We start from the raw sequence: 25,398 nt of genomic DNA, 5'->3' as shown, positions 1-25,398 counted from the left end.
TAAAAAATGGACCATGCCAATTCAAAATTGGCGTTTAGCGATGAATTGGTTTACGATTCAGTTCGATGATCGATTAAAAGATCATTTATAAAAAATGGAACTTACACAAAATAATTTACAGGCTCATTGCTGTTGAGAAGACCAGTGTATCCTAAAGCCAATATTCACCCCATCCATTGTAGTAAATATTAAGTTTTTTGAGCATGGGTTTATTTTCTTTTGATACGTTGGCGAGCCGTATTGCTCTCATAGCGAAGAATGTCATCTACACTGTTTAAATGAGGTTTGAAGAGTTCCTCTAATTCTTTTAATCGGCCTAGTACCATGGCAACGAGTATTAAATTTTCAAATGAAACATTTCGACCAGCTTCCAGATTAGATACTGTATTCACACTAATACCAGCACGTGTAGCGACATCTGCCTGAGTCATTTCCAGATAAAGTCGTTCTTTACGAAGCCTCTCACATAATAAAGTAACAACTTCTTTAGGTTTTCTGAATCTTAAATCCATAATATTGGGTCTTATGTTTATATATGACTATTAAGCCACAAAATAATGGAGTTATAAAATGTGTTGGTTGATCGGTGAAAAGGTGCTTTATTGGCTGATTAGATCCTATTAGATTAAAGAAGTCTAATTAGACATTTACAATCTATAGCAATAAAGAATCATTGCTGAGTAATTAAAATGATGACCATCTCCAATGACCCTTGGCATTTTCCACGTACAGAACTAGCTAAACAAATTTTGGGCATGCTTGAAACTGGGCTAGCTAGTTCTCTTACTTTTTTGCCCCGCGCAGAATGGGAAAAAGAATTTTTACGAAAAGATATTGCGCCCCTAGCAGAACAGCTTGGATGGCGCGTTTTTTATTTCAGTTTTTTAGATGCAGGCCTGCATAGTGAGGGGGCAGTTTGTAAAAGCTCTTGATGGGTTTTCAAAACAAAATGGCTATCGTGCCTGCATTTGAATACTAATTTAGTGAGCGATGCATCAGTTGTTTTTTCTTTCTGATGCTATCTCATCTTGCTTTCAACCTAAATTAATCTTTGTTGCACTTCGTCTGAGAATCTAAGAATATAAAAAACCACCGCAAGAGGTGGTTTTCTTCAGACTCAAAACATAAAGATATTACTCTGGGACGTATATCATCCGGCCATCACTCATTTGATAAGTCACTCCGGCTTTACTGCCTTCTCCCTCACCCATTTTCCCGGTTGATTCGTACTGCCTGATTTCCTTGCCATTCTTGTATGAAATTTTCATATTGGCTTCACCAGGATTTTGGACCACAATCACCTTGTCTTGCGAAAATGGATTCAATGGGTTTTGCACCACCAGCATCATCAAAATCACGCATAACACTAAAAACAAATCAATGAGATTGACTACTGACAGCATTGGATCATCACTTTCATCCTGTTCCATAAAACGCATCAGCTATCTCCCTGCAATTTTGTCAACCGAGTCAGTTCATAGTGTCGTAATTCTTCCAGCAGCCAACGACGACGTACCACCAAGATATAAAAACAAATGGAGGCAGATATGAGGGATAAAATCACTGACGAAAAAGCCACAACCATGTTTTGTCCTACCTGCTCCGACTGACCACTCGACAGTGCCAATAGGGCAGGCCCCATTGGAATCATGGTGGCAATCAGACCAAGCATCGGCGCGGTACGTGACACAATCCGCAACCATTCCAGACGTTTAATGATCCACAGTTCGAGATCATCACTACTGATTGGTGTTGTTTGACGATCTGCATAACGCGCCAACATGGACTGATAACGTGTCGTGTTTCTCAGCCATGCTTCAGTGATAAAGCTGCCCAAAGCACATAAGGCAAAAATCAGCATTAGTAAGATCAACAACATCACAGGCCATAAAAATAATTTAGAGGCATGATAAATCAGACTTTCGAGTTGTAAAATTTGCATAACCGACCTTAGCGTTGACGTTGTTGATAGATTTGATGCGCTGCACCAAATCCTAAAATCGTGAATAAAAATAAAAGGCCATAGTGCATGACATCTTGTTGTGGCTCTTTTGGCTTTTGTACGGCTTCTAAGGTTTGACCTTTGACTTTGACCGTGTTTGATACCGTTTCAGGAAGCGACTGTATTTTGGCTACATCCATCTGAAAATCGGTCTTTTTCATCAGTTGTTGTGTTGCTGTCTCCTGTTCGACAGATACTGGCGTATTCAGCCCCACACCTTGATGACGCATCGCTGTTGATGCCGCTACATGCGCTGGCACTTGCGATGCGGATACAGAAGCCACATGCTGATCAGTGTTCCAGGTTTGTGTTTCTGCTTCTGTCGAGTTGAGCGGCATCTGATGCAACTGTGCTTGCATAAATGCATCCACACGACGCGATGAATCGACATGATCCAAGCGCTTACGTAAAGTGTGAATACGTTCTGCGATTTCAGCTTTGGTTTCTTGATCCGCCTGCCAGTAATCTTGATGAATGGCTTCAGCCATACGATTTAACATTTGCAGCTGTGCACTGGGATGATGCTTTTCAAACCATTCATTGACACCCAACTGACGTTTATCCTGTACATAAGTGTCATATAAATCATCCCATTGATCCTTCCGGACCACAGCCGGGTCTGCCACATTCCATCCATATAAATTGTTCGTGGCATTTAACACTTCTAAAGTACCTGCATAACCTTCTTGTTGCATGGCCTTAATCCAGGTCGGATTTAAATAACGCGTGCGCATTTCATCAGACAAATAGGAGTTTAATAAGGTCACTTGCGCTTTATTCTGGCGTAAATCAGTTATCAGTAATTCTGGCGAAGCACCTTGAACTTGACGTACAGCCAGCGATAAACCACCCAAATATTCAAAAGGGTGATCGGTTGATAAGACGCCCTGTACATTAGATGAGCGCGACATGATCGCCATTTCCACACCTTTCAGGTTTTCGGCAAACATGTTGACAGGCAGCTGTTCTCCCCATGTCTGTTCACCATAGGCATATTGCAATCGATTTAAAAACGTACTGGCCAGCTGCTGTTCCTGATCCCATTGATCATCTGTTAAAATTTGCTGACTAAAACCCGAACCATATTCTCCCGGAGCATTGCTGAAAATGCGTAGGCGCGATAAAGACTGAGCCTGTTCGGGGGAAATGTGCTGTGCAATAAGGGCCTTTTCCAGTTGCTGGCTATGCGTATAAATTGGGTTGTCTGCTTCATCCAGTTGGGCAAGTTTGGACATGGCTTGTGCCAACAAACGGATAAAACCATCAAACTGGTCCCTGTAGACACTCGTGGCCTGTACCACCACATCCACCCGTGGACGCTGCAATGCTTCACGTGGAATAATCTCCAGTTGTACCAGTTTACCCGCATCATTCCAGACCGGCTTTAAACCCAAGGCGGCAAGGACCTGACCTTCAGAGACACCCAAATGGCGAATCGTTTCAGAAGACCATAAACTCACTGCAATTTTGGCAGGATATTTATCCGGATGTTTTTGTTGATATTGTTGAATCATCTGGCCAAAGGTTTCACTGCCCATGCTATAGGCAGATGGAGTAGGAATTTTACCGGCTTCAAAAGCATATAAATTCCGTCCACTGATCGTTTCGGGTTGGCGAATCGGATCACCGCCTGAGCCAGGAACGATAAAGCCGCCATTTAATGCCGTTAACAGGCTGCTCAGTTCCATCTCTGCACTCAAACGTTGATAATTTTCCTGAGCCGTCGTGATCCATTTTTTTAACTTGGCATTTAACTTCATCTGTTCAATTTCAGTATCCTGATCCGGATTGGCCAACACATGCTGCTTTAAGAAACGAAATGGCAGCGACTGTTGAATCGCGGCAACATCACGATTAAAAATTTCCTTCGGGTCATATTTTAGGTCCTGAATAAAATCTGCACCTAACTGTTGTAGTACAATTATCAAACGCTGCTCATCTTCTGCAGCTTGCCCAAACTGGTGTAAGCCCATCGGCACGGCCTGTCCTGCCAAAGCATGCAGATGATCATGCAACTGTGCATAAAAGGCTGGGAAATCTGCCTGCATTTGTGATTCGGATAAGCTTAAATCCTGAGCAATCCCACTTTTCAGGGTTTGTTGGATCAGCCGGTTTTGCGTGTCCTGTTTCACCATGCCATCATTCAGCTGTACATATTGATGAATAAGATCATGCAAATCACGCAGTTCATCATATAGACCTGAAGGTGCCAACGCTGCCGTTTGATGGCTAATGGTCACCGCACGTCCACGACGTTTGGCTTGTATTGCCTCTGCAAGATTGTCCTGGACATAAGGATAAAAAATCGGTAAATCGCCTGCCGTCAGATAACTATAATCATCGACTGACAAACCCTTATCCTTGCCCGGCAACCATTCTTGTGTGCCATGTGTTCCTAAATGAATCAGGGCATTGGCATGCTGTTGCAGATATAGATATGTGGCCAGATACAACGGGTCTGGAACTGAATCTTGGCGATGGTAATCTTTTCCCGAGCTTGAACGAGGTGGCTGTGGCAGAAGCATCACCTTACCGTATTGCACGCGTGGAATCGCGAAATACCATTGTCCCTTACGTTCGACTACGGCCCAGTGTTCTTGCAATCGTGCCAGAGTCGATGTTGTGGCGAGTTCTTGCTGACGGTCAGCAGGCAGTTGTGCCAGCCATGTCAGATAATCCTGGACTGGGAAATAGGCAAGCAGGTCCTGTGTGGCTAAATCTTTTAATTTTTCAGGTTGATTCAATCCTGCAAGGAGCTGTCTGGCATCGTGAATGATCTGTTGTTCACTCACCGTGTGGGTGTCATATCCGGCGTGTTGCAAGGCTGTCTGAATATTTTCCAGGCTTCGCGGAATATTCAAATTCGAGGCTGACAGATTTTGCTGCCCGTGCGGGTAGTTCCAAAACATCAGCGCAAGCTGCTTTTCTGCATTGGATAAATATTTCAGCCTGGCTTGTGCCTGGGTGCGCCGTAGTAAACTGCCAAGTTGCCCAGGCATCCAGCTTTCTTGACCATGCTCATGGATGGACAATACCGTCGGATCAGAAAACCCCCAGGTTTCCGGCAAACTTAAAAACACCGATGCCAGATGTGGTGGCACACCTGAGGTCGCGCTGTGCCAATCTTCCATGCTGCCATGAAAGGATAAGGCTTGAATCATGGGGGCATTGATTTTCTCAAGCTCTGCGACCAGTTGCTGACCATTTTGAATATGCGTCAAATTCACCATCGCCGTGATGGGCATGTCCTTAAAATATTCAGACAGTGTCGTTTTCGCTTTAGACTCACTCCACAACAGTACAACAGGCATCACGTGCTGCTGTTCAGTCAGCTCAATCAACTCATCAAGACGTGCTGTGGTTAAATTGGTTAGATTGCTTGGATGCATCACATACACCACACGTGTCTGTGCTTGAGTATGCTGTGTCTGATAGCTGTCATACCATGCCTGATAGGCTTTCACGCTGTCAAAAATCTGCTCGGCTTTGGAATGATAAATGGCGATGTCCGGCATTTTTTCAGCCTTTAAAGCCTTTTTTTCCCCGGTCGTGATCCAGCGCTGCAGGGATATAAATAATTGCTTAAAGTTGTTCATGCCACCACTCGCATATAAGTCAAGCAGTTTAAAACCGTACAGCATTGGAACTTTGTGAAACTTGGGTGCTCCACCGCCTACAATCATATAAGGACGCTTCTGCTGTTCAAGTCTTGCAAGTGCAGCGTCCTCGACCTGCTTACGGTCTGGTGGCCGAGGTACGTCTAAAATCACCATTTCGGCTTGCTGAATGGCCGACTCAAGCTGTTCCATTTTTTGCTCAACATTCATATGCTGAAGCTGGACACCTTGTTGTGCTGCCAGCGCTTTTAATTTTTCATACTTCTGTGCACTGACAAAATCATTATGCAGAATTAAAAGCTGTGTCTGTGCTGACTGCTGTGCCATGGCCGCTGTACTGAATCCAGCCCATAGACAGATCAGGCAAAAACAGAATTTCCCTAGAGAATACCCACGGAGTTGACCTGCGAGTAAATGCTGAAAGATCACCATGCTTAAAATCTCGCATTCAGGCCGAGGAAGTAGCGACGACCAGCATCGGTAGAACTGTGTAATTGATCAGGATCGAAACCGGTTTTCTCATCGGTAAAGTTTTCGATCCCTGCTTGTAGCTTGAGTTGATGGGTCAGCTGATAATCAGCATAGAGATGCCATAAGCTATAGCCTTTGCTATAAGGCTGATCCGCCGCCTGGAATTGGCGACTGCGGTAATGGTGACGTAACCGTGTGCTGAACTGGTCTGTGGCTTGCCAATTTAATGAAGTATTCCATTGATGCTTAGCGCGATCCGGCAAAGGCTGTTTACTGCTTTGATCTTGTGCATCTAGATAGGTGTAATTGGTTTCAAGATGCCATGCTGGTTCAAACTGGTAGGCCGCACGCCATTCCAGGCCTTGCAACCGGGCCTGAGCAATATTGACATAATCCAGACAGACCTTGCCCGCCACATCACAACGCGTGCGCCGTGCAGTTTCAATCAAGTCATCGACATCGTTTTGGAACCAGCCAAGTGAACTCTCAAACTCGCCATGATGAAAATGCAGTCCGATTTCATAAGCGGTGTTGGTTTCTGGCTGCAAGTCAGGATTGCCACGAATGATGCCACGTCCGCCCATTGCTGCATGCGACTCGAACTCAGCTGAAAGCTGTTTCAGTGTGGGGGCTTTAAACCCCCGGCCGATGCCGGATTTTAGGGTCCACTGTTCAGTTAAATCCAATGCGGCACTCAGTTTCGGGCTGAGTTCCCAACCAAATTTTTCATGCTCATCCCCACGCAAGCCCATACCTATTTTGAGGGGGTCACTGACTTGCCATGTGTCTTGCAGATAAATACCGTAATGCGTTGCACGATCTTTGTGTTGCTGATTCACGGTGGGGTCTTTTAACTGTTCGGAACGCAGTTCATTGCCGACAATAAACTGATGCTTGCCCTGTTCAAATTGCAACTGCATACTGGCAATTTGATCCGTCAGTTGCTGTGGTGAGGTCGTGTCTCCGCCATCGCTACGCCGGCTGTCACGTTTAAAGTCCGTTTGATACAGTTGTACAGTGCTTTTGCCCCAGTCCCATTCACCTAAATGCTTCAACCCGACACGACGACGCTCAATATCATCATTAACCTGATAATACTGACCGCGTGTTCCACTGCGCAGATCTTGACGCTGTTCTTCAGCATAGTCCGTAAAAATTTCTATCTGCTGTGCAGGGTTTAATTGCCAGAATAGTCCCACATGGGCTTGGGAATTTTTTTGCTGGTCTTGTAGATATACTTGATGCTGTGCAGGATCATGCAAAGCATCGCGCTGACGGTATTCGCCCCAAAGACTGATGCCTAAACGGTCTTGAATCAGTGGCCCTGCAAGGTAAGCACTACTTTTAAACAGATCACCTCCCAAGTCGCTTTCATTCCATACCGACTGCAGACTTGCTGAACCTTGCCATTCATCAAGCGGTTTTCGAGTAATTACATTGACCACCCCGCCCAAAGCTTCAGAGCCATACAATGACGACATGGGGCCTCGCACCACTTCGACTTGCTGGATTACCTCAGCGGGAATCCAGTTGAGTTCGGCATCCGAATGGGCCACCGCAGACGAAGATGAATTAATGCGCTGACCATCGACCAGATAAAGGGTATGTTCTGGATTCATACCGCGAATAGAAATACCTTTTCGATTTAAGCCGAGTCCTTGACTTTGAATCCCGACTCGGTCGTCCAATGCATCCGATAGATCTCGTACAAAACGATTTCTAAGGCTATTGCCATCAACGACATCAATACTTGCAAGTGCTTCATGGATATTTTCTGGTTGGGCCGATGCCGTAACCACAATGGTGTTCATACTGTGAATGGGATGCTCCGCTGCTACATCTTCAGCGGCAAAGGTGCTGTGTTGAACACATAACAGTCCGGCACCTAAAATAAAAATACGCATATTGTCTTATTGGGTTTTCATCTATTTCCATAAAATGTTATGTTATAACATAATAAAATGTAAATGATTTTATACGCTTTTCTGCATTCATGGTCAAAATGGATACAATTGTTAGAAGTAAAGGACTTTGTTGCACAAACAAAGGCACTGTTGTACATAACAACGAAGGGTAAGCTAAAGGGGTGGCCTATAAATCCCTTCGACGGCCTAATGCCAGTCAGTTAAGAGATTGACTGGCATTTTTTTGGATATTTCTGTGGTTTTCCTTTCACAACTCGTGGGTAGTTTCTACTTCTTCTTTCCGGTAAAACATACCTTTTAGATTTTTCCATCAAACTTTCTAGATGTTTAGGCAAATTGCCTGCGGAGGCCAAAGAATCAAATCTCAATAGGTTAAGGATAGCAATAGAGGTAATATGAAAGCTCATTCTCAAAGGACTGACTTTTGCACGTTGAGCCATATATAGCTAAATACCAAATAAATTATCACAATGTTTTTGAATAATTCATCAATGTCTTTTATTCGCAAATTATTTTTAAACCAGAAAATGGTAGTTATGAAATCGAGGATGCTCTTTTCAAAGAATGGATTATGGATGAAGCATAATTTTGAAAACTCACTTGGATAAAAATAATACTTTACTACTATAATAAGTATATAATAGGCAAAACCGCCTATACTTTACTATTTAAATAGAATTATGAATGATTTTTGCTCTATCCAAATATTTCTGAATAATCAATGGATCGATTGTGCCACTATTGAAGTAATAGGTGAAAAAGCTAAAGGTTGGAAAGCTAGCTGCGGAACATATTATTCAATGGATTATGCAATTGAACATATGGGGTTACGAGATGGTCATGCTGTTTCAAACCATTATCCGATTAATTTAGAAAGCAATATTGAGCCTACGTGGCCAGCTTTTCTAATTGATCTATTACCTCAAGGATATGGTCGAAAAGAATTATTAAAAAAACTTGGCCGCCCTGAGTATGAAGAAGAGTCAGCAGATTGGCCATTGCTTAAAGTAGGAGCGAGCAATCCTATTGGTAACTTAAGAATAAAAGAAGCTCATGAATGGCTTTTAACTCAATATTCAGATCAGTTAGTACAAGGATTTTCAATACAGGAAATTATTGAACGTAGTGAAGAGTTTCTTGAGTCATTATCATCTTTTGGACTATTTATCTCTGGATCATCTGGCGTTCAAGGCGAGTGGCCAAAACTATTACTCACACAAGGCCATGATGAGTTATTTTATCTTGATCATACGTTACCTGATGAAATGGCTAAACAGCACTGGTTGGTTAAATTTAGCCGAGGAACAGATCAATGTCTGAACAAAATTTTGAATCAAGAACCCTTATATATGCAAATAGCAGCATATTTAGGATTGCGAGTGTTTAGACCGCTAGAATTACATGGAAGAACTTTATTTATTCCACGTTTTGATCGGCAAGTGGTGAATAACCGTGTTGAAAGAATAGCTCAAGAAAGTTTAGCTTCTTTTAGTGGAAAAGCGGGCTTCGGAGTAAAAATGTCTCATAACGAAGTCTGCAAAATTATAATGAATTGCTGTACGGATCCAGAAACAGAAATTCTTGAATATGTAAAAAGAGATTTAGCCAATATCGCTTTAGGAAATAAAGATAATCATACCCGTAATACAGCATTTCAAAGGTTTAACAATGGCGATATTCGATTAACGCCTTTATTTGATTTTGCCCCTATGTGGTTACATCCAGATGGAATCGCAAGATCTACTCGATGGGAAAAAGACGATAACAACTGGGCTTCAATTGCCCATCAGATTGTAGAATGCAGTTCTTTAACCATAGAACAAATAAAATCTTTATTTTCTGAACAGTTACCTTTGTATCAAGGGCTTTTAACCCAGATGAAATCTATCGGGATAGATGATGAAATTCTAGAAAATTGTGCATATCGCATTGAAGGTATTTGCGCACAATTAAAGGAGATTTGTTATGGATAAACGTTTTATTCCCCTCTCTCAAATAGAGCAAATTAGAAAAAGACAATATGTTTTAGAAATGATTAAGCTTAATCCAGACTGGCCGATACATGTCATTGCAAAATTCATTAGAACAGAGCTGCATCTGACATTACATGAAATGTCCAAGATCACTAAAATTTCGCTTCAAACTTTACAGAAACTAGAGCGATCAGATGCAAATCCAACTCTAGAAACAATGCTAAAACTTTTGACCCCATTTGGTTTAAAATTAACTGTTGTGAAGAAATGATCACTTTCTATCAGGATATTTTCGATCTCAATGAACTGTTTAACTTCTCGAATTTGATTGTCTTTATTCACAATATTCCTATTGAGTGAGTCGAATCTGTGCTCAGGTTGAGCAGTTCGGCTACTGTTCTGAAATGACAGCTTTGTCCGTTATAATTGTATAAACATTTTTAGTGTCTGGTAATTATGTCCTCATTGATCAATTTTCTATCTCGCTTTAGTACTGCAACTCTTCAGCGCAGCCAGAGCTATGCTAAACACATTGATAGGAAAACGATTGAGTTCTTTGAGGAAAAAGACGGGGTTACGATGTATGCCCAAATTGAAGGAACAGATTATTACGATACCGCAATTACCTATAATCCCCAAAAAGACCGTTTAATCGATGATGACTGCACTTGTCCAGTTGGATATAACTGTAAACATGCTGCTGCTTTAGCGCGGTTATTCTTTCAAGAATATCGTCAGGAATTTCAACAGCGTTATGCTGAATCTCAATCTCCGCAGGGAATCGCAAAACGCCAATGGGGGGATGATCAGGCGCAGCGCTGGTTGAATGATTTTAAACGGTATTTACAACAGACTGAACCAGAGCAATCTGTCGAAACAAACAATTATTTAATTTACCTTCTAGATCAGTCGGTCAGCTTAAAGAAATTGACAGTTGATGTTCAGAAGGCTAGACGCAATAAAAACGGCTCAATTGCAGGGGAAAGTTATTATACCCAATATGAAAATATCACCAGAAAGCATCTGACTTTACCTGAACAAAAACGACAATTATTTAACCAGATTTATTATTACGCCAAAATAAACAGCGACGAACGCTTTTATCAAAGCAATCTTGATATCTCCAGCATTTTATTGGAGCATTTCAAATCTTTTATTCAAAGTGGCGATGTGTACTGGAAAAAAAAGAGCCATGCTGCACTTCAATGGTCAGAACAAGGCTATCACATCGAACTGATCTGGCAACAAGGTGTAAACAAACAGACAGAGCATTTAAACATTGAATTGGTCAATGGTGATATTCGACTCGATTTAAAATCAAATCCTCATATTCATATTCTCGCGAGCCATCCACCATGTTATGTGGATATTCAACAGAACACGGTGGGCCAGTTATATGGTGAATATACGGCAAATCTTCTGTACCATTTTTTACAGATGCCTGATCTTCCAGCTAAGCTCTTGCCAGAGTTTGAGAAACTGACTCATCAATATTCAGAGGTGAAAAAAATGCCTCAGCCCGAGTCTATTCAGCATATTGATGTCCTTGAGGGAAGTCCCCAGCCAATTTTACGCTTCGGTGTTTTAAATAAATTTGATTGGAAATGGGAAGAGTCTGTTTGTGCTGAAATTGAATTCTCCTATGCAGGCGGGCGAATTAAAGCAGGTACATCAGGTGACAGTTTTATTGGTGAACAGCATGGCAAAATGGTGCGACAGCTTCGGGACTTAGTTCAGGAACAACAGTCAATCCAGCGTTTACAGCTATTGGTCGAATCACTGAAGTGGGTGAAAGATCTTAGTTATGACCAGCAATTAAAACTGGATAAACAACGTCTTGATTCTATGGTTTTTGCTTTCTATGGAGACTGGATCAAACAGCTGATGCCCATCAATCAAATTGAGTTGATGGGCTGGCAGATAGAGCATCTGGAAAACAGCCCCTTTAACCTGCAATATGTTGAAAATTTAAATATTTCCATCACTGAATCTGAAGGCCAGCAGGACTGGTTCAATATCGGGGCGACGGTTCAAGACAGTGCAGGCAATTCTTATAATTTGCTTGATGCGCTCGTAGCTTTGGTGCGAGTAAATCCTGATTTACTTGATCCGCGGACTTTTATTCATCTGCATGACAGTCAAATTTTCACCGTAAAAACTGCAGTTGATCAACCTGATTTGGCTCTATCTGCTAGGGATATTAAGCCGATATTGTTGCATCTGCAGAGCATTTTACAGCAAGAAGAGCGCAGTATTGATCGCTATGATGCGAGTCAATTATTAGAATTGCAGCATAATCTTGGGATGACATGGCAGGTCAGTGATCGCCTGCAGCAATTTGTACAGAAATTCAAACAAGGCTATCAGCAACAACTGCCGACACCACAAGGTTTTCAGGGGGAGTTGCGTCCATACCAGCAGCAGGGCTTAGGCTGGTTACAGTTTTTAAGGGAAACCCAGCATGGCGGGATTCTGGCAGATGATATGGGCTTGGGGAAAACAGCACAAACTTTAGCCCATTTACTCATGGAAAAGCAGGCTGGATATTTGCAGGACAGTCCCGCCTTAATTGTTGCACCCACATCGCTGATGCATAACTGGTTCAAAGAAGCGGAGAAATTTACCCCTGAGCTCAAGGTATTGCTGCTACAGGGGCCCGACCGCCATCAGAATTTTGAGCAGATTCCGCACTATGATATTGTGTTAACCACCTATCCGCTTCTAGCGAGAGATGAAGAACAACTAAAGCAATATGAATATCATCAACTCATTTTGGATGAGGCGCAGAATATCAAAAATCCGCGTGCCAAAGCTGCACAGGTAGTACGCCAATTAAAAGCACGACATCGTTTGTGTCTAACAGGTACCCCGATGGAAAATCATTTGGGTGAACTGTGGGCACTATTTTATTTCCTGATGCCAGGATTTTTATATTCACAAGAAATTTTTAATAAAAAGTACCGTCATCCGATTGAAAAACGCGGTGATCAGCAGTTAAGGCAAAAGCTGGTCAACCGGATTAAGCCCTTCATTTTACGTCGCTTGAAAACTGACGTAGCCAAAGAATTGCCAGAAAAAACTACGATTGAAGTCAATATTGATATGAATGACCAGCAATCCAAGTTATATGAGGCTGTTCGTGCCACGATGCAGGAAAATATTCAGAAAATTGTGGCAGAAAAAGGCTTTAAACGTAGTCAAATTCAAATTTTAGATGCCTTACTGAAGCTACGTCAGGTGTGCTGCCATCCTAGCTTACTAAAGCTGGATTCAGTGAAAACCGGGCAGGCACACTCTGCCAAACTTGAACAGTTGATGGATATGGTCGTTCCAATGGTGGAGGAGGGGCGAAAAATTCTGATCTTCTCTCAGTTTACCTCAATGTTGGAACTGATTGAGCAACAGCTCCATCACGCAGAAATTGGCTATGTGAAGCTGACTGGAAAGACCAAAAAGCGAGATGAAGTCATTACAGCATTTCAGTCTGGACAAGTGCCAGTATTTTTAATCAGTCTGAAAGCAGGAGGGGTCGGTCTGAATCTAACTGCCGCAGATACGGTCATTCACTATGATCCATGGTGGAACCCTGCTGCTGAAGATCAAGCTTCAGATCGTGCATGGCGGATTGGACAGGACAAGCCAGTATTTGTGTATAAGCTGATTACCAATAAAAGCATAGAAGAAAAAATTCTTGCCTTACAGCAAAATAAAGCAGAACTGGCACAGTCTATTCTAAGTACCGATCATGAGGGCGAAGCGAAACTGACGGAAAATGACGTGATGAACTTGTTTGAGAAATTTTAGTTTGGTTTCAGATTACCCTAATCATCTGTAAGTATCTGAAAGTCTGGATGCAATTTTTTCCAATGTTCTCTTAATTTTTCTTTATGAGCAGAAATCATAGGTAAGTCTAGTAATAGCACTGGCCATACTGACCGTGCTTTGTCCATGATCGCGTGAAGTTGTTTTTCAATAACACGCCATGGAACACCGACTTTTTCAGCCCATTGTTCAAAGTGTTTCATCTCAGCTAAATACCAATCTTTATTTTTAGCAAGATTCAATGCGAAATGACGCTCATTTTCAATATATACACTAGTCATCAATATATCGTATGCGGGAGATAATCTTGGTGTTCTTTTGTCCTGATAAATCATACTCCAGTTTTTTAAGTGTGCATCTCCATTGGCGAGCAAAATATTGACAAGTAAGCGGCTGGCAAATTGCTGAATATCAAGAATTTTGTTATCTGAAAATTGATAAATGATCTTTCCTATCTGCTCATAATTTGTGGTGCTGTATTTCTGCTGTGGATATGCACCGAAGATCTGAGCAAAGTCTTCGATGTGAATAAGCTCTGTAGTATCAGCAGTACTCTGTCTATCAAATCTTTTGATTGCGAAAGCATATTGCTCTTGGGGTAAATTTAATGGTGGAAGGTCTTGTAAAAGGGCCATATCCACCAAGCGAATCTCAGGGACATCTATTCCGACCGTTTTGGCAAGGGTCATCATAGAATATTCATTTAGCGGAACAAAAGCATGTCTGGAAGAAGGAGTTTTGATAATCCAGTCCCCGAGTAGAGTCGTTTCCGTTGCCTGTGCTAGTGTAAAACGCCCATCTTTGGCTTTCATGGAAAACTTCATTTGGACGCCGGCCAAGGAAAACTTATTATCTGTTCGAATCTCTTGCTTTAAAATTTGATCTGGATTCGAGATCTGCAGTTTGAATTTTATTTCATCTGGAATTTCTTCTGGATCTAATGGAGTCGCAATGAGTGCTCCAGGTAAATCATGACCTAAAGCTGCCAATAACTGAAATTCATTGTCTATATGTACTTTGAGGCTTTGTGCAATCAGTTCACGTAATGCACCTTCTGGTAGCAAGTTTGATAGCAAGGGGTGTAAGCGCTGATGTGTAACATAGGTCTTTTCTAAAATTTTATCCGCTTGAGGATACAAGGGGGAAGTCAGCAGGCTCAAGGTCGGACGTTGCTGATCAAAGCGGAAAGAATCTGTAAAAACCAGAATATTTTTTCCGCTCTGAAATCCTGCCAAGTATCCAACGATACCGTGATGTAATGTTAATTTCAGGACGGCAACAGTATTCATGGTTCCTCTCCTCCGAGAAGACCCTTCCATGGGTTAGTCATTAAGTCATCCTGATCTTCAATAGTGACTTTAATTTCATCATTCAATAATTGTCTGATCAAATGAACCTTATCATCAGGGATGAGCATCAGTTGAGCATTTAATCCTGCCGCTATAATTTCTAAGGTCTCTAATCGAGGGTTGCCCTGACTTTCCAGTTTTTGGTACTGCTGTCTTGAAATGCCTGTACGGGATTGCATATCAACTTGCTTTAAGCCCAATTGGGTTCGTCTTTTTTTGATTTGCTGAAGTAAAGACTTATTCATTGTAGATACATTTATTGCTTTTAGGTCCTGTAAGAAACATATTAGTTTCTTTTTTTTTGAAAAGCAATTTATGACTTTATCATTTCGATCTGTAAAAGCCCTAGCTACGTAGTGATCTGAAATCACTCTGAAAATACAGTTAAAATACGCGGTTCAATTTACCTTAATCTCCTTACGTAATTGGCAGCCAGATCTGAACTGTTGGCAACTCTCTGGCAAAATTTCCTGGCAGCCCTGCATTTAACTGCCTAGCGCAATCTGATAATAAATAATAACAAACCCGCCGTGCAGTTAGCATACAGTAAGTAAAGGAATGGTTGACTGTGATCATAAAAATAGCATATCAAGCCGGAGGGAAACTAGATGGCTAAGTATAGTAATATCAATAGTTTTAATACTTTAGAAACATTAACCGTCGGTTCAGAACACTATCAGATTTTCAACCTGTCTAAATTGCAAGTGCAGTTAGGTGACCTGTCCCGACTACCAAAATCTTTAAAAGTCTTGCTGGAAAATTTACTACGTTTTGAAGATCAGCTCACGGTGAAAACCGAGCATATTCATGCATTGGCAGGGTGGCTAAACAACCGAACCTCAGAACAGGAAATCCAGTATCGTCCGGCACGGGTGCTGATGCAGGATTTTACCGGTGTTCCCGCAGTGGTTGATCTTGCCGCGATGCGTGCCGTAGTGGCCAAAGCCGGGGGTGACCCGGAAAAAATTAATCCGCTGTCACCGGTGGATTTAGTCATCGATCACTCAGTTATGGTCGATTACTTTGCCAGCCCGCAAGCTTTTGAGCAGAATGTCGCAATTGAGATGCAACGCAATGGCGAGCGCTACCAGTTTCTACGTTGGGGGCAGGCTGCGCTCAATCAGTTTCGCGTGGTGCCGCCAGGAACCGGGATTTGCCATCAGGTCAATTTGGAATATCTAGCACAAGTGGTCTGGAGTAATGAGGTCGATGGTCAGCGCTTTGCCTTTCCTGATACATTAGTTGGTACTGACTCACATACCACCATGATCAATGGCTTAGGCGTGTTAGGCTGGGGGGTAGGCGGTATCGAGGCGGAAGCGGCCATGCTGGGCCAACCGATCTCCATGCTGATTCCGGAAGTTATCGGCTTTAAGCTCACCGGTAAACTCAAAGAAGGGATTACAGCAACTGATCTGGTGCTGACCATTACCCAGATGCTGCGCCAAAAAGGCGTAGTTGGAAAATTTGTCGAATTTTATGGTGATGGCCTGGCCGATTTACCCTTGGCGGATCGTGCCACGATTGCCAATATGGCACCCGAATATGGCGCTACCTGTGGCTTTTTCCCGGTTGATGAGGTGACGCTTTCCTATTTACGTTTAACTGGACGTCAGCCGGAAAGAATTGCCTTGGTAGAGGCCTATAGCAAGTTGCAAGGATTATGGCGCAATCCGGGGGATGAACCAATCTTTACCGACACTCTGGCTTTAGATATGTCGACGGTTGAAGCCAGCCTGGCGGGTCCGAAACGCCCACAGGATCGTGTACTCTTGTCACAAGTGCCGAAAACCTTTGATGCTTTCATGGATCTGACCTTGAAACCGGTCAAAGAAGAAAAAGAGCGTCTGGAAAATGAAGGAGGGGGAGGTACGGCTGTTGAAGCAAAACAGGCCAACCTGCCACATGAAAATGTTTTTTGTATGATTGAGGGTAAAAAATATCCGTTGCAGCATGGTGATGTGGTGATTTCAGCGATTACCTCCTGTACCAATACTTCGAATCCCAGTGTCATGTTGGCAGCAGGGCTATTGGCCAAAAAGGCAATCGAAAAAGGTTTGCAGCGGAAACCCTGGGTGAAAAGTTCACTGGCTCCAGGTTCCAAAGTAGTTACCGATTATCTCAATGCAGCAGGGTTGACGCCTTATTTGAATCAACTGGGTTATAACCTGGTAGGTTATGGTTGTACCACTTGTATTGGTAATTCGGGACCTTTACCTGAAGCGATTGAAGAAGCTGTGCAATGTTTCGATTTGAATGTAGCCTCAGTGCTTTCTGGAAACCGTAACTTTGAAGGACGAGTGCATCCTTTGGTGAAAACCAACTGGCTCGCCTCGCCACCCTTGGTAGTTGCCTATGGTTTGGTCGGGAATATTCGAACTGATCTCACTGCTGAGCCGATAGGTGAAGGCTTTGATGGGCAAGCGGTTTATTTAAAAGATATCTGGCCGACACAGGTGGAAATCGATGCCGCACTGCAGAACGTGAATACCGAGATGTTTCATAAAGAATATGCGGAAGTGTTTGAAGGCGATGCCAAGTGGAAAGCGATCCAGATTCCACAAAGTCAAACCTATGCTTGGGATGAGCAATCCACCTATATCCGACATCCACCCTTTTTTGCAGAAATTGATCAGCCGGTGCGACCAATTCAGCAGATCAAACAGGCACGGATTTTGGCTGTATTGGGAGATTCAGTCACGACGGACCATATTTCCTCTGCAGGCAACATCAAAAAAGATAGTCCTGCCGGACGATATTTGCAGCAACAGGGGGTTGATGCAAAAGACTTTAACTCTTATGGATCCCGCCGTGGCAACCATGAGGTGATGATGCGAGGCACCTTTGCCAATATCCGCATCAAAAACGAAATGCTGGGTGGGGAGGAAGGTGGCAATACTCTGCATATTCCAAGTGCAGAAAAACTCTCGATTTATGATGCGGCAATGCGCTATCAGGCAGAACAAACCCCGCTAGTGATTATTGCCGGGAAAGAATATGGCACTGGTTCTTCACGTGACTGGGCGGCCAAAGGCACCAACCTATTGGGGGTGAAAGCAGTGATTGCTGAAAGTTTTGAGCGGATTCACCGTTCCAATCTGGTCGGCATGGGGGTGTTACCTTTACAGTTTGTGGAGGGTCAGAACCGGCAGATCTTGAATCTAACCGGACATGAAACACTGTCAATTTTAGGCTTGTCGGATGATATTTATCCACATCAAATGCTGGAAGTAGATGTGCAACATACCGATGGTACGTGTAACCATTTTCAAGTGTTGTGTCGCATTGATACCTTGAATGAGGTGGAATACTTTAAGGCTGGTGGGATCTTGCACTATGTCCTGCGTAATTTGCTCACTTCCTAAATTAAATGATGAAAGCCCGATACCTACCACAATGCCGGTCAGTTAAGGAATGAGCCCAGAAGCATTTGAGGCAGCTTCAAAATGAGGCTGTCTCGTGTCTAGGATACTGGGAGCAGTCCAGAATCGGTGATTTAATCAGTTTCAATAAGTTCCTCTTGGTGAAATACAGTTATAGGCTTACGTACGGTATCAGGTGACATGTAATCTAATCCATTAAGCTGAATAGGTAGTGGGCGACCAATACATGCTAGATGTAAGCAAAATTTAAATGCAGCAAGAGCATGACCATCTTTTACTGAGTAGAGTTGTAGACGAGGAAACTCTTCTAGAGTCGATGGATGTTTATCTGTTGATGCTTTTGCTAATTTGAAAAGTTGAGGCTGTTGTTTAGCATCTAACTTTGTTTGCAAATCTTGTCCAAGTAAGTGCCAAAATTTGGCAGGAAATAAAGCCTTAACTTGGGAGTAAAAATGTTCGAGTTGATCGATATCCTTCCAGCGATAATGGATACCTGTGTGTGATGCGGTCACTCGATTCAAAAATATATTCAGGACGCATGTAATTTGTATTGGATTTTTACGAGCTATTTTCTGTAGATGTTCAAAAAAATAAGTCACCGCATGAAGCTCTTCAGCGCTATCAAGCATTGCTGGTTTTAAGTGGGTTGAGCTATCAATACTAAATAAACGAGGATTTCCTTTTTTTGATTTAATGTTTGCTAAATTTAGAGCATTTTCATACCAATAATTGACGAGTTCTTCTGGCAAGCACATACGTTGAGCTGTACTTTTAGGATCTTTAGTAGTCTCCAATATATTGAGCGTTTCATAGAAGCGTTGAAGTGAAATTTTAGAATCTTCTGTTCCAACAAAGAAAGCAAAAAAATCATGGGATTGATCTATTTGTAACGACAGTTCATCTAAAATGTCAGTAGCATTACTTTGAAGCCATTTTGTTTGATCGTTCAATAATATAGTTGCTAGAACGGCCTGGTATTTTTCAAAATTAAAGTCTTTTTCATCATTTGTTATTTGCAAATTTTTAAACGTTGCATTGTGTCCCATAATTTTTTTAGCCAATTCATTAGGCATATCTGGATGATGTTTTAGTAGTTTTTGACCAGCGATCAGATAACTTAAATGAATATAGCTTTTGAATGTTTCAACTGGCTCTATATGTCCTAAGAGATGTGCAATAACAAACCAATGGTTTTGTCCATGTTGATTTTGAAGTAGCTCAGCTCGAATTTTTTGATATTCGTTTTCGCTATAGTCGGTTAGCTTTTGCACAAGTGGTGCATATTCACAGTTCAGTAAAAGCGATAAATGATTCGCTGCAGTGTGACGAAAAGAGTGAAAGGAGTAATGATGCCCTTTAAAGATCTGATTTAATATCAGTTTTAGGGGTACGGTGACAGTGTGTTTATTCAGTTTTTTATTTTCATTCAAGTTGCTGAATAAATATAAACTTTTCTTATTCTCTAAACGTTTTTCAACAACAAAATCGCTAAAGAATTGGTACTCATCATCTTTTAGCAAAGCGTATGCAGGCACAATCCGTTCCGCACTATCCGTTTTGAGCAGATGTTGATTCCCTTGTTTTTTTGAACCATAAGGTTGAACCCAGATAGAAAATTGATTTAAACCCTCGATATCTTTTACACGTAACCCGAGTATTTCGTTAATACGCATACCAGTACGGTAAGCCAAAATATAAATAATTTTTAATAATTTATAGTGATGGTCTGAGATGGATTGGTCATGTAAGAGCTGATTTAACTTCTTTAATATGACCTGGAAGGCTGTATGACCAATGATGCGTGCACGAGGTCTACTTTGCGATGCAATAAATTCAAGTTCGAAATCTTCCGCTTGAAAAACAATTTGTTGAAAGGTGTGAAAGCGTTTCAACATGCGGATTGTTTGGTCTTTAGATTTTTTAAACTCAGGTCGATCTGCTTCATCAGCAAGTCGTGTATTGCTAATGATTTGTTGATAGATTTTGTTCAGCAGATCATTAATGTCATCGTCGGCATCGAAGTATTGTAAGGCATGAGTTAAAAACGGTTCTGCGATCCGGGTGTAATATGTATAGATTGAACTATCTGCGAGTTTTTGATTATCTTGAAATACCTTCGTGTACTGAGTTGTATCAAAATCAAAGGTGGCTGATAATTTTTTTATTTGCTCTGAACTTGGTAGATAGAGACTGATGAGCCACAAAATAATACGTTTAGAAAACTCATTAAACTGCTTTTGGTGACGCAGGCAAAAATCAATAATGAGTTCAGCAATAGGTTGGTCCGTTGATGATGTGCGAATTATTTTCAGCAAGTTTTTATGAATAAATATCACATTCTCTACCGCTTCAGACGTATTGAGATCTGGTAGGACTTTGGCTGTAGAAGAGACATTTCGTTCGATTTCATCACTTAATTGAGTTTTAAATTTTGGGAATGCAAAGTTTTCAAACTCATGTTCTGATAAACCACACGTGAGAGTGTTTTCTAACAAACATTGTGAGAGGGCAGGATCAATATCTGCATTCTGTAGTTGTAGCCAATTAAAATTGGCGTAGTCACGTAAAAACTTAAAAGTCTCGTTGGTGTATGGATGTTTTATTTTTTGAAAAATGAGGTGCAGATACGCATTCACATCTAGACTGATGTCACGAATTTGTCTTGTATTAAAATGAATGAGCCAAAGTCTTGTCAGCTGATCTGGGATAAAATTACGTGATTTTCGAATTGTTTTTTCATCAACAAATAGATCGCCATAGCTTGGAGAAAGTGGCTCTAAAAAGATGATATTAAAATCGCAAATTTTTTGGATTTTTGCAGGGTTTTTTAAATGTTCGAGCAAAGCATTTAATGAGGATGTTTGATTTAATCCACCGTATAACATTGAGCAAAGCAGAATATTCCCAATAATTTCATTATTAGAAAAAGCGGAACTATCTTGAGCAAGAATCCAATAATCCCAAAGTTTTTCTATAATGATGTCAATTTCATGACCGGCCTGGATCCAATCCAAAGTGAAAATTGGTTCATCGCGTTTCATCTCAAAGGTGAGATACGGTAATGGGAAGTCTAGGTTATTGCTCTTATTGAGGTCTTTGATATATGTTCGGAAGAATTCATGTGCATATTTTTTCCAAGCCAAATTTGGTGCTTTACGTTTAATAAACTCATAAATCGCAGGATAAGCTTGAATTAAGTCCTCAGTTGAGAATTTTTGTTCATCAAAGTATTGTCGGAGCTCTTGTTCTGCATCAGCTCGTAGAGTCTTTTCTAATTCATTACGTTGAAGTTGACGTCTATCTTCAGCATAGCGTTTTTTTTGGATTTTTTTATTGAATGATGACATTTACTTCAATCCCGCTAATTTTAAATTGATCTTTCATTTGCTCTAAAACATTCGCAATTTTAGAAAATTGAGATAGGGATAAACTGGAAAAAGGATGTGCTGCTTCTTGTTGCATGAGTTCATGCCCAAAGAGAGCTAAAATCTCAGGTTCGGTAATTTTATGAGTTAAAAAAGCACGAGCTGTGTGGCGATGCCAGTTAGCATGATCAAGACCTAATTCGGGATGAAAGTTTTTTACTAAAGATGGGCTTAGCGGTATCCAATCATTGTTTTGGATGATCCCCAAGAGGGGGAGCTTACTCGTTTTGATTCGTTGTATGACATCGCTTAAAGCTGGTTGACTCATCATGATTTGAGTTGAAAAATATTTTAAAAAATTAAGGAATTTTTTTATTTCTTCAACTAGAAATGGACAAAGCGGAATGAGGCGTCCGAATCCATTGCGGCCGCCTACTTCTTTGTCTGAAACCATCAAAATTTGGCGTTTTAAATTAAAGTTTTTAAGAAATCCAGGGAATTCAGCAACGGGGCGTGCTGCTGTAAAAAGAAGGAGGATATGCCACAGCCAGAGATTGTAATGATTAAAAATGACAATCAGATCGTCTTCAGCTTGTGAAAAAATATTAAATTTCAATACAGAAAAAATCTCTGTAATGACCTGTGGTTTTGGAGCTTTACGACTACCAAAATGAGTTATTAAATCAGGGAGCGAACGTACACAGCTTTCATATGTGCTTGCTACCTCTGCACAAAGTGATTTTAGAATATCAATATATTGTGCATGTAATCGTAGGATATTCTGATGACAATAAGAAACAGATGATGACTGATTGGCATCAATCCCTGTGATTAAATCTGCGAGTTGTTTATTCCCTGTTTTTGCAAGAACCGTATGATGCAGTAGAGAACTCACCTTTACGACAGACAGTTTTGGAATCAATAATTCTTGTCTTAATTTGCGTAAATATTGTTGTATATCATCGAAACTAACCGAATCCATTTTGCGGAGATCCTCAATGAATAGATTCGGGATTGGAATGTCTAAATAGATCGTCTGATTAAGCAAGCTTTTTGAATACTCAAAATCTCGGTTCTCAAATACATTAAATTTACTGCTTAAGAAGAATTGATCATTTTTATTGATCATTTTTTGGCGGTTATTTAAGTTTTTAGCTCGCTTGCTTTGTATATATAGCCACTCATTCACACTATTACCGGTCAAAAATGCGAGCATTAGGATCAAAGCACTTTTATTTTGATATTCAGAGTAGTCCACATGAAGTCTTTTCAGTAGATGGTTCACGCTAGATGGATTCGGAAAAAAACTACTCGACGTGAGTAAATGTTCTTTGCGTTGAATATGTTTTGCAACAAGCGGTAGAACATAGCTTTGACTCGTTTCTGAATGTGCTGCGAGTGGTGTGACGTCAGTTGGATTGACAACAATTTGCCGATTAATCGGCTCATCAATTAAGGTTTCTATATTCAGTGCTTTAGATTTAGCCCCTTTTTTGATTTCGATACTTTCTTCAATGAATTGTTCTTCATCAAGAAACTGATGTTGAAGCTGTGTATCGATACTTGCACGTGCAATCTTCGCTTTGTTTTTTAAAACGTAGTTAAAAGTAATGCGAATATCATTGAGTAGATTGCGATCAAACTCCGGCAATTCATCCGTATCTAATGTGATCAGATGTTGAATAAATTGTTCTAAGCTCTGTGTTGGATCTTGAAGATAGGTACTCCAGAGACGTTGATACTCTTCTGTATTTTGATATTTTTTTTCAGTATCTAAATTTTTATTTGCAGTTCTAAAGCGCTGGAATAAGCGCTTTACGGTATTGAAGTGTTCTGTGTGTGCTTGTTTAAAAAGCTCTGGTTTAAGCTCAGGAAGAGCAATTAAATAAATTGCCGCTTTTAAAACTAGAATATTCCAATGTTGCGCATGAGTTTGTGACTCAGATAATTGCGCAACTGAATTGATATATGAAGTGATCGGTAGATTGCTGATCTTAACTTTTTTAGAAAAAGAGATTACTGAAGGTTTGGGCAGATTTGACTGAAATTCTACATCGACGTTAAAGTAATCGAGATTGAGACCATCTAGAAAGTTGTCAGCCTGTTGCAAAGACAATAGTTTAATTACAAAGTTGATGTGTTGTGCACGTTCAAATTGCTCATCACCAAACAGTTTTTCTAGTGTTTTTTGCAGTGAAATAACTGGCAAATCAATATGCTCGTTTAGATCGTTCGACACTATGATCTCCAAATTTTTTCTGTACTTAGGCAACTATCAGAGTGATCAATGAGTTCTTTTACACATCTGCTGTTGAGTGATAATTCATTAAAAATATGTGTGCGCTGTTGATTAATATTTTTAATCCGCTGATTCAGTTGATTTCGAGAACATGCAAGTAGTTGTGCTAGCAGTTCCAGACTCATTTGATGATGTGGTTTTAAAGATGATTGTTTGTTAAGGATTAATAGTGTTTGACGTGAAAGATGTGTGTTAATTAAATGCAATGTTTTTCGTGGATTTAACGACCGAATATCAAATTTTGTAGATTTGATGAATTGAATAAATTCACGACTGCATAACTCCATCAGAAATGCTAACTCATCATCTGAAAAAGATTGTTGATGGTGAATAATTAAAGTGACTTCATTAATATCTTGCTTTAAATAGCTAAGATATAAGTGAATATTATTGAAAATGGAGTAGCCATCAAATTCTGAAGTTTTCCAGACATGGAGTTCTTTTATACGATTAGAAATATCTAAATCTGCAGTGAGATTTTTAAACATATTTAAGTAGCATAAGTTGAAACCATACGCCTGTGGATGAATGGTGATTCTGCTTTTTTTGAAATTTTTTAGAGTACTTATCTGTGTTGCTGGAAACTTCAAAAGTAGTTCAGATGTCAGATCCATGTGTGCTATTGAATAAAAATAATACAGTAATATTCACGTATATTTAGAGTTTTTGAATATGGCAGGAGGCATCATTTTTTTCTTGTTTTTAAAGTTTATTTATTATTGAAAGTTTCAAATTTTCCTCCTCGAGTGGATACTCACTATTAGTTAGCTATATTTGTGAGTTGGCAAAAAATATCATGTTTCTATTATGATGTTCACATAGCTGATTAGAATGAATAGGTTAGGGATGAGTACAGCTGATTATTACAATAATAATGCTCAAATTTTTTTTTGATAATACATACCGAGTTGACATGCAGAGTTTGTACGAACCTTTTTAAGTATTTACCTACACAATTAAAGATTTTGGACTTGGCTGTGGATCGAGTGGTGATACTTTGGATTTCAAAAAAGAGGGTATCAAGTTGATGCAATAGATGATTCGGTTGAGTTGGTAGTTAAGGTGAGAGATGGATCCGGAAATTTGAACAACTCCTATAAGTGATATTCTGCTCCTCAAATGATGTTATAAACATCAATATATGGAGTATTTTATGGCACGTAGACCAAGAAGAAATCATTCAAACGACTTT

General features: G+C 40.7%; 15 protein-coding genes and 1 pseudogene. 5 read left to right on the top strand and 11 right to left on the bottom strand.

Translation table 11 applies throughout. The annotated features are described in order from the left end of the window. Positions 1–209: 209 nt before the first annotated feature. A complete protein-coding gene (locus FTU91_RS10780; RefSeq protein ID WP_180082153.1) occupies positions 210–512 on the bottom strand; it encodes a helix-turn-helix transcriptional regulator in 303 nt (100 codons plus the stop codon). Between the two features lie 177 nt (positions 513–689). Between FTU91_RS10780 and FTU91_RS10775 the strand changes: the two genes are divergently transcribed. Continuing rightward, a complete protein-coding gene (locus FTU91_RS10775; RefSeq protein ID WP_180082152.1) occupies positions 690–932 on the top strand; it encodes a hypothetical protein in 243 nt (80 codons plus the stop codon). 201 nt (positions 933–1,133) lie between these two features. Here the strand turns inward: FTU91_RS10775 and FTU91_RS10770 are convergent, their stop codons facing one another. From FTU91_RS10770 to FTU91_RS16795, 5 genes and pseudogenes are all read right to left on the bottom strand, one after another. Then, on the bottom strand, positions 1,134–1,439 hold the full coding sequence (locus tag FTU91_RS10770; RefSeq protein ID WP_180082151.1) for a DUF2149 domain-containing protein: 306 nt from the start codon (positions 1,437–1,439) through the stop codon (positions 1,134–1,136). Beyond that, on the bottom strand, positions 1,439–1,942 hold the full coding sequence (locus FTU91_RS10765; RefSeq protein ID WP_180082150.1) for a MotA/TolQ/ExbB proton channel family protein: 504 nt from the start codon (positions 1,940–1,942) through the stop codon (positions 1,439–1,441). Before FTU91_RS10765 ends, FTU91_RS10770 begins: the two co-directional genes overlap by 1 nt. Positions 1,943–1,950: 8 nt before the next feature. Continuing rightward, positions 1,951–6,051, bottom strand: a complete 4,101-nt coding sequence (cobN, locus tag FTU91_RS10760; protein ID WP_180174369.1) for a cobaltochelatase subunit CobN — start codon at positions 6,049–6,051, stop codon at positions 1,951–1,953. A 2-nt stretch (positions 6,052–6,053) separates the two neighbouring features. Continuing rightward, on the bottom strand, positions 6,054–7,994 hold the full coding sequence (locus FTU91_RS10755) for a TonB-dependent siderophore receptor (RefSeq protein ID WP_180082148.1): 1,941 nt from the start codon (positions 7,992–7,994) through the stop codon (positions 6,054–6,056). Positions 7,995–8,215: 221 nt separating this feature from the next. Next, positions 8,216–8,458 (bottom strand): annotated as a pseudogene (locus FTU91_RS16795) (DDE transposase); the annotation flags it as partial. A 237-nt stretch (positions 8,459–8,695) separates the two neighbouring features. Between FTU91_RS16795 and FTU91_RS10745 the strand changes: the two are divergent. From FTU91_RS10745 to FTU91_RS10735, 3 genes are all read left to right on the top strand, one after another. After that, positions 8,696–9,988, top strand: coding sequence for a type II toxin-antitoxin system HipA family toxin (locus FTU91_RS10745; RefSeq protein WP_180082147.1), 1,293 nt, complete (start codon positions 8,696–8,698; stop codon positions 9,986–9,988). Next, entirely contained in the window at positions 9,981–10,259 is a 279-nt protein-coding gene (locus tag FTU91_RS10740) for a helix-turn-helix domain-containing protein (RefSeq protein WP_180082146.1), read from the top strand. Before FTU91_RS10745 ends, FTU91_RS10740 begins: the two co-directional genes overlap by 8 nt. Before the next feature lie 185 nt (positions 10,260–10,444). Further along, positions 10,445–13,792, top strand: coding sequence for a DEAD/DEAH box helicase (locus tag FTU91_RS10735; RefSeq protein ID WP_180082145.1), 3,348 nt, complete (start codon positions 10,445–10,447; stop codon positions 13,790–13,792). A gap of 17 nt (positions 13,793–13,809) precedes the next feature. Here the strand turns inward: FTU91_RS10735 and FTU91_RS10730 are convergent, their stop codons facing one another. After that, complete coding sequence (locus FTU91_RS10730; RefSeq protein WP_180082144.1) at positions 13,810–15,099, bottom strand: type II toxin-antitoxin system HipA family toxin; 1,290 nt, start codon at positions 15,097–15,099, stop codon at positions 13,810–13,812. Beyond that, positions 15,096–15,404 carry a helix-turn-helix transcriptional regulator gene (locus tag FTU91_RS10725; protein ID WP_004282130.1) on the bottom strand — a complete coding sequence of 103 codons (309 nt, stop codon included), beginning with the start codon at positions 15,402–15,404 and terminating at the stop codon, positions 15,096–15,098. The genes FTU91_RS10730 and FTU91_RS10725 overlap by 4 nt, the downstream gene beginning before the upstream one ends. 363 nt (positions 15,405–15,767) lie before the next feature. On the opposite strand from FTU91_RS10725, the gene acnA reads away from it, so the two are divergent. Continuing rightward, on the top strand, positions 15,768–18,524 hold the full coding sequence (gene acnA, locus FTU91_RS10720; RefSeq protein ID WP_180082143.1) for an aconitate hydratase AcnA: 2,757 nt from the start codon (positions 15,768–15,770) through the stop codon (positions 18,522–18,524). 131 nt (positions 18,525–18,655) lie between these two features. Here the strand turns inward: acnA and FTU91_RS10715 are convergent, their stop codons facing one another. From FTU91_RS10715 to FTU91_RS10705, 3 genes are read right to left on the bottom strand one after another with little or no spacing between them, the layout of a single operon-like run. After that, the gene (locus FTU91_RS10715; RefSeq protein WP_180082142.1) at positions 18,656–21,889 is read right to left on the bottom strand and encodes a site-specific integrase; all 3,234 of its coding nucleotides are present in this window, start codon (positions 21,887–21,889) and stop codon (positions 18,656–18,658) included. Beyond that, complete coding sequence (locus tag FTU91_RS10710; RefSeq protein WP_180082141.1) at positions 21,873–24,146, bottom strand: hypothetical protein; 2,274 nt, start codon at positions 24,144–24,146, stop codon at positions 21,873–21,875. The genes FTU91_RS10715 and FTU91_RS10710 overlap by 17 nt, the downstream gene beginning before the upstream one ends. Further along, entirely contained in the window at positions 24,146–24,820 is a 675-nt protein-coding gene (locus FTU91_RS10705) for a hypothetical protein (protein WP_180082140.1), read from the bottom strand. The genes FTU91_RS10710 and FTU91_RS10705 overlap by 1 nt, the downstream gene beginning before the upstream one ends. Positions 24,821–25,398 lie beyond the last annotated feature (578 nt).

The sequence above is a fragment of the Acinetobacter sp. YH12201 genome, from assembly GCF_013418145.1.
In the GTDB taxonomy this organism is placed as follows: domain Bacteria; phylum Pseudomonadota; class Gammaproteobacteria; order Pseudomonadales; family Moraxellaceae; genus Acinetobacter.
Note: the sequence above shows the minus strand (reverse complement) of the source record. Positions and strands in the feature narration are given on the sequence as shown.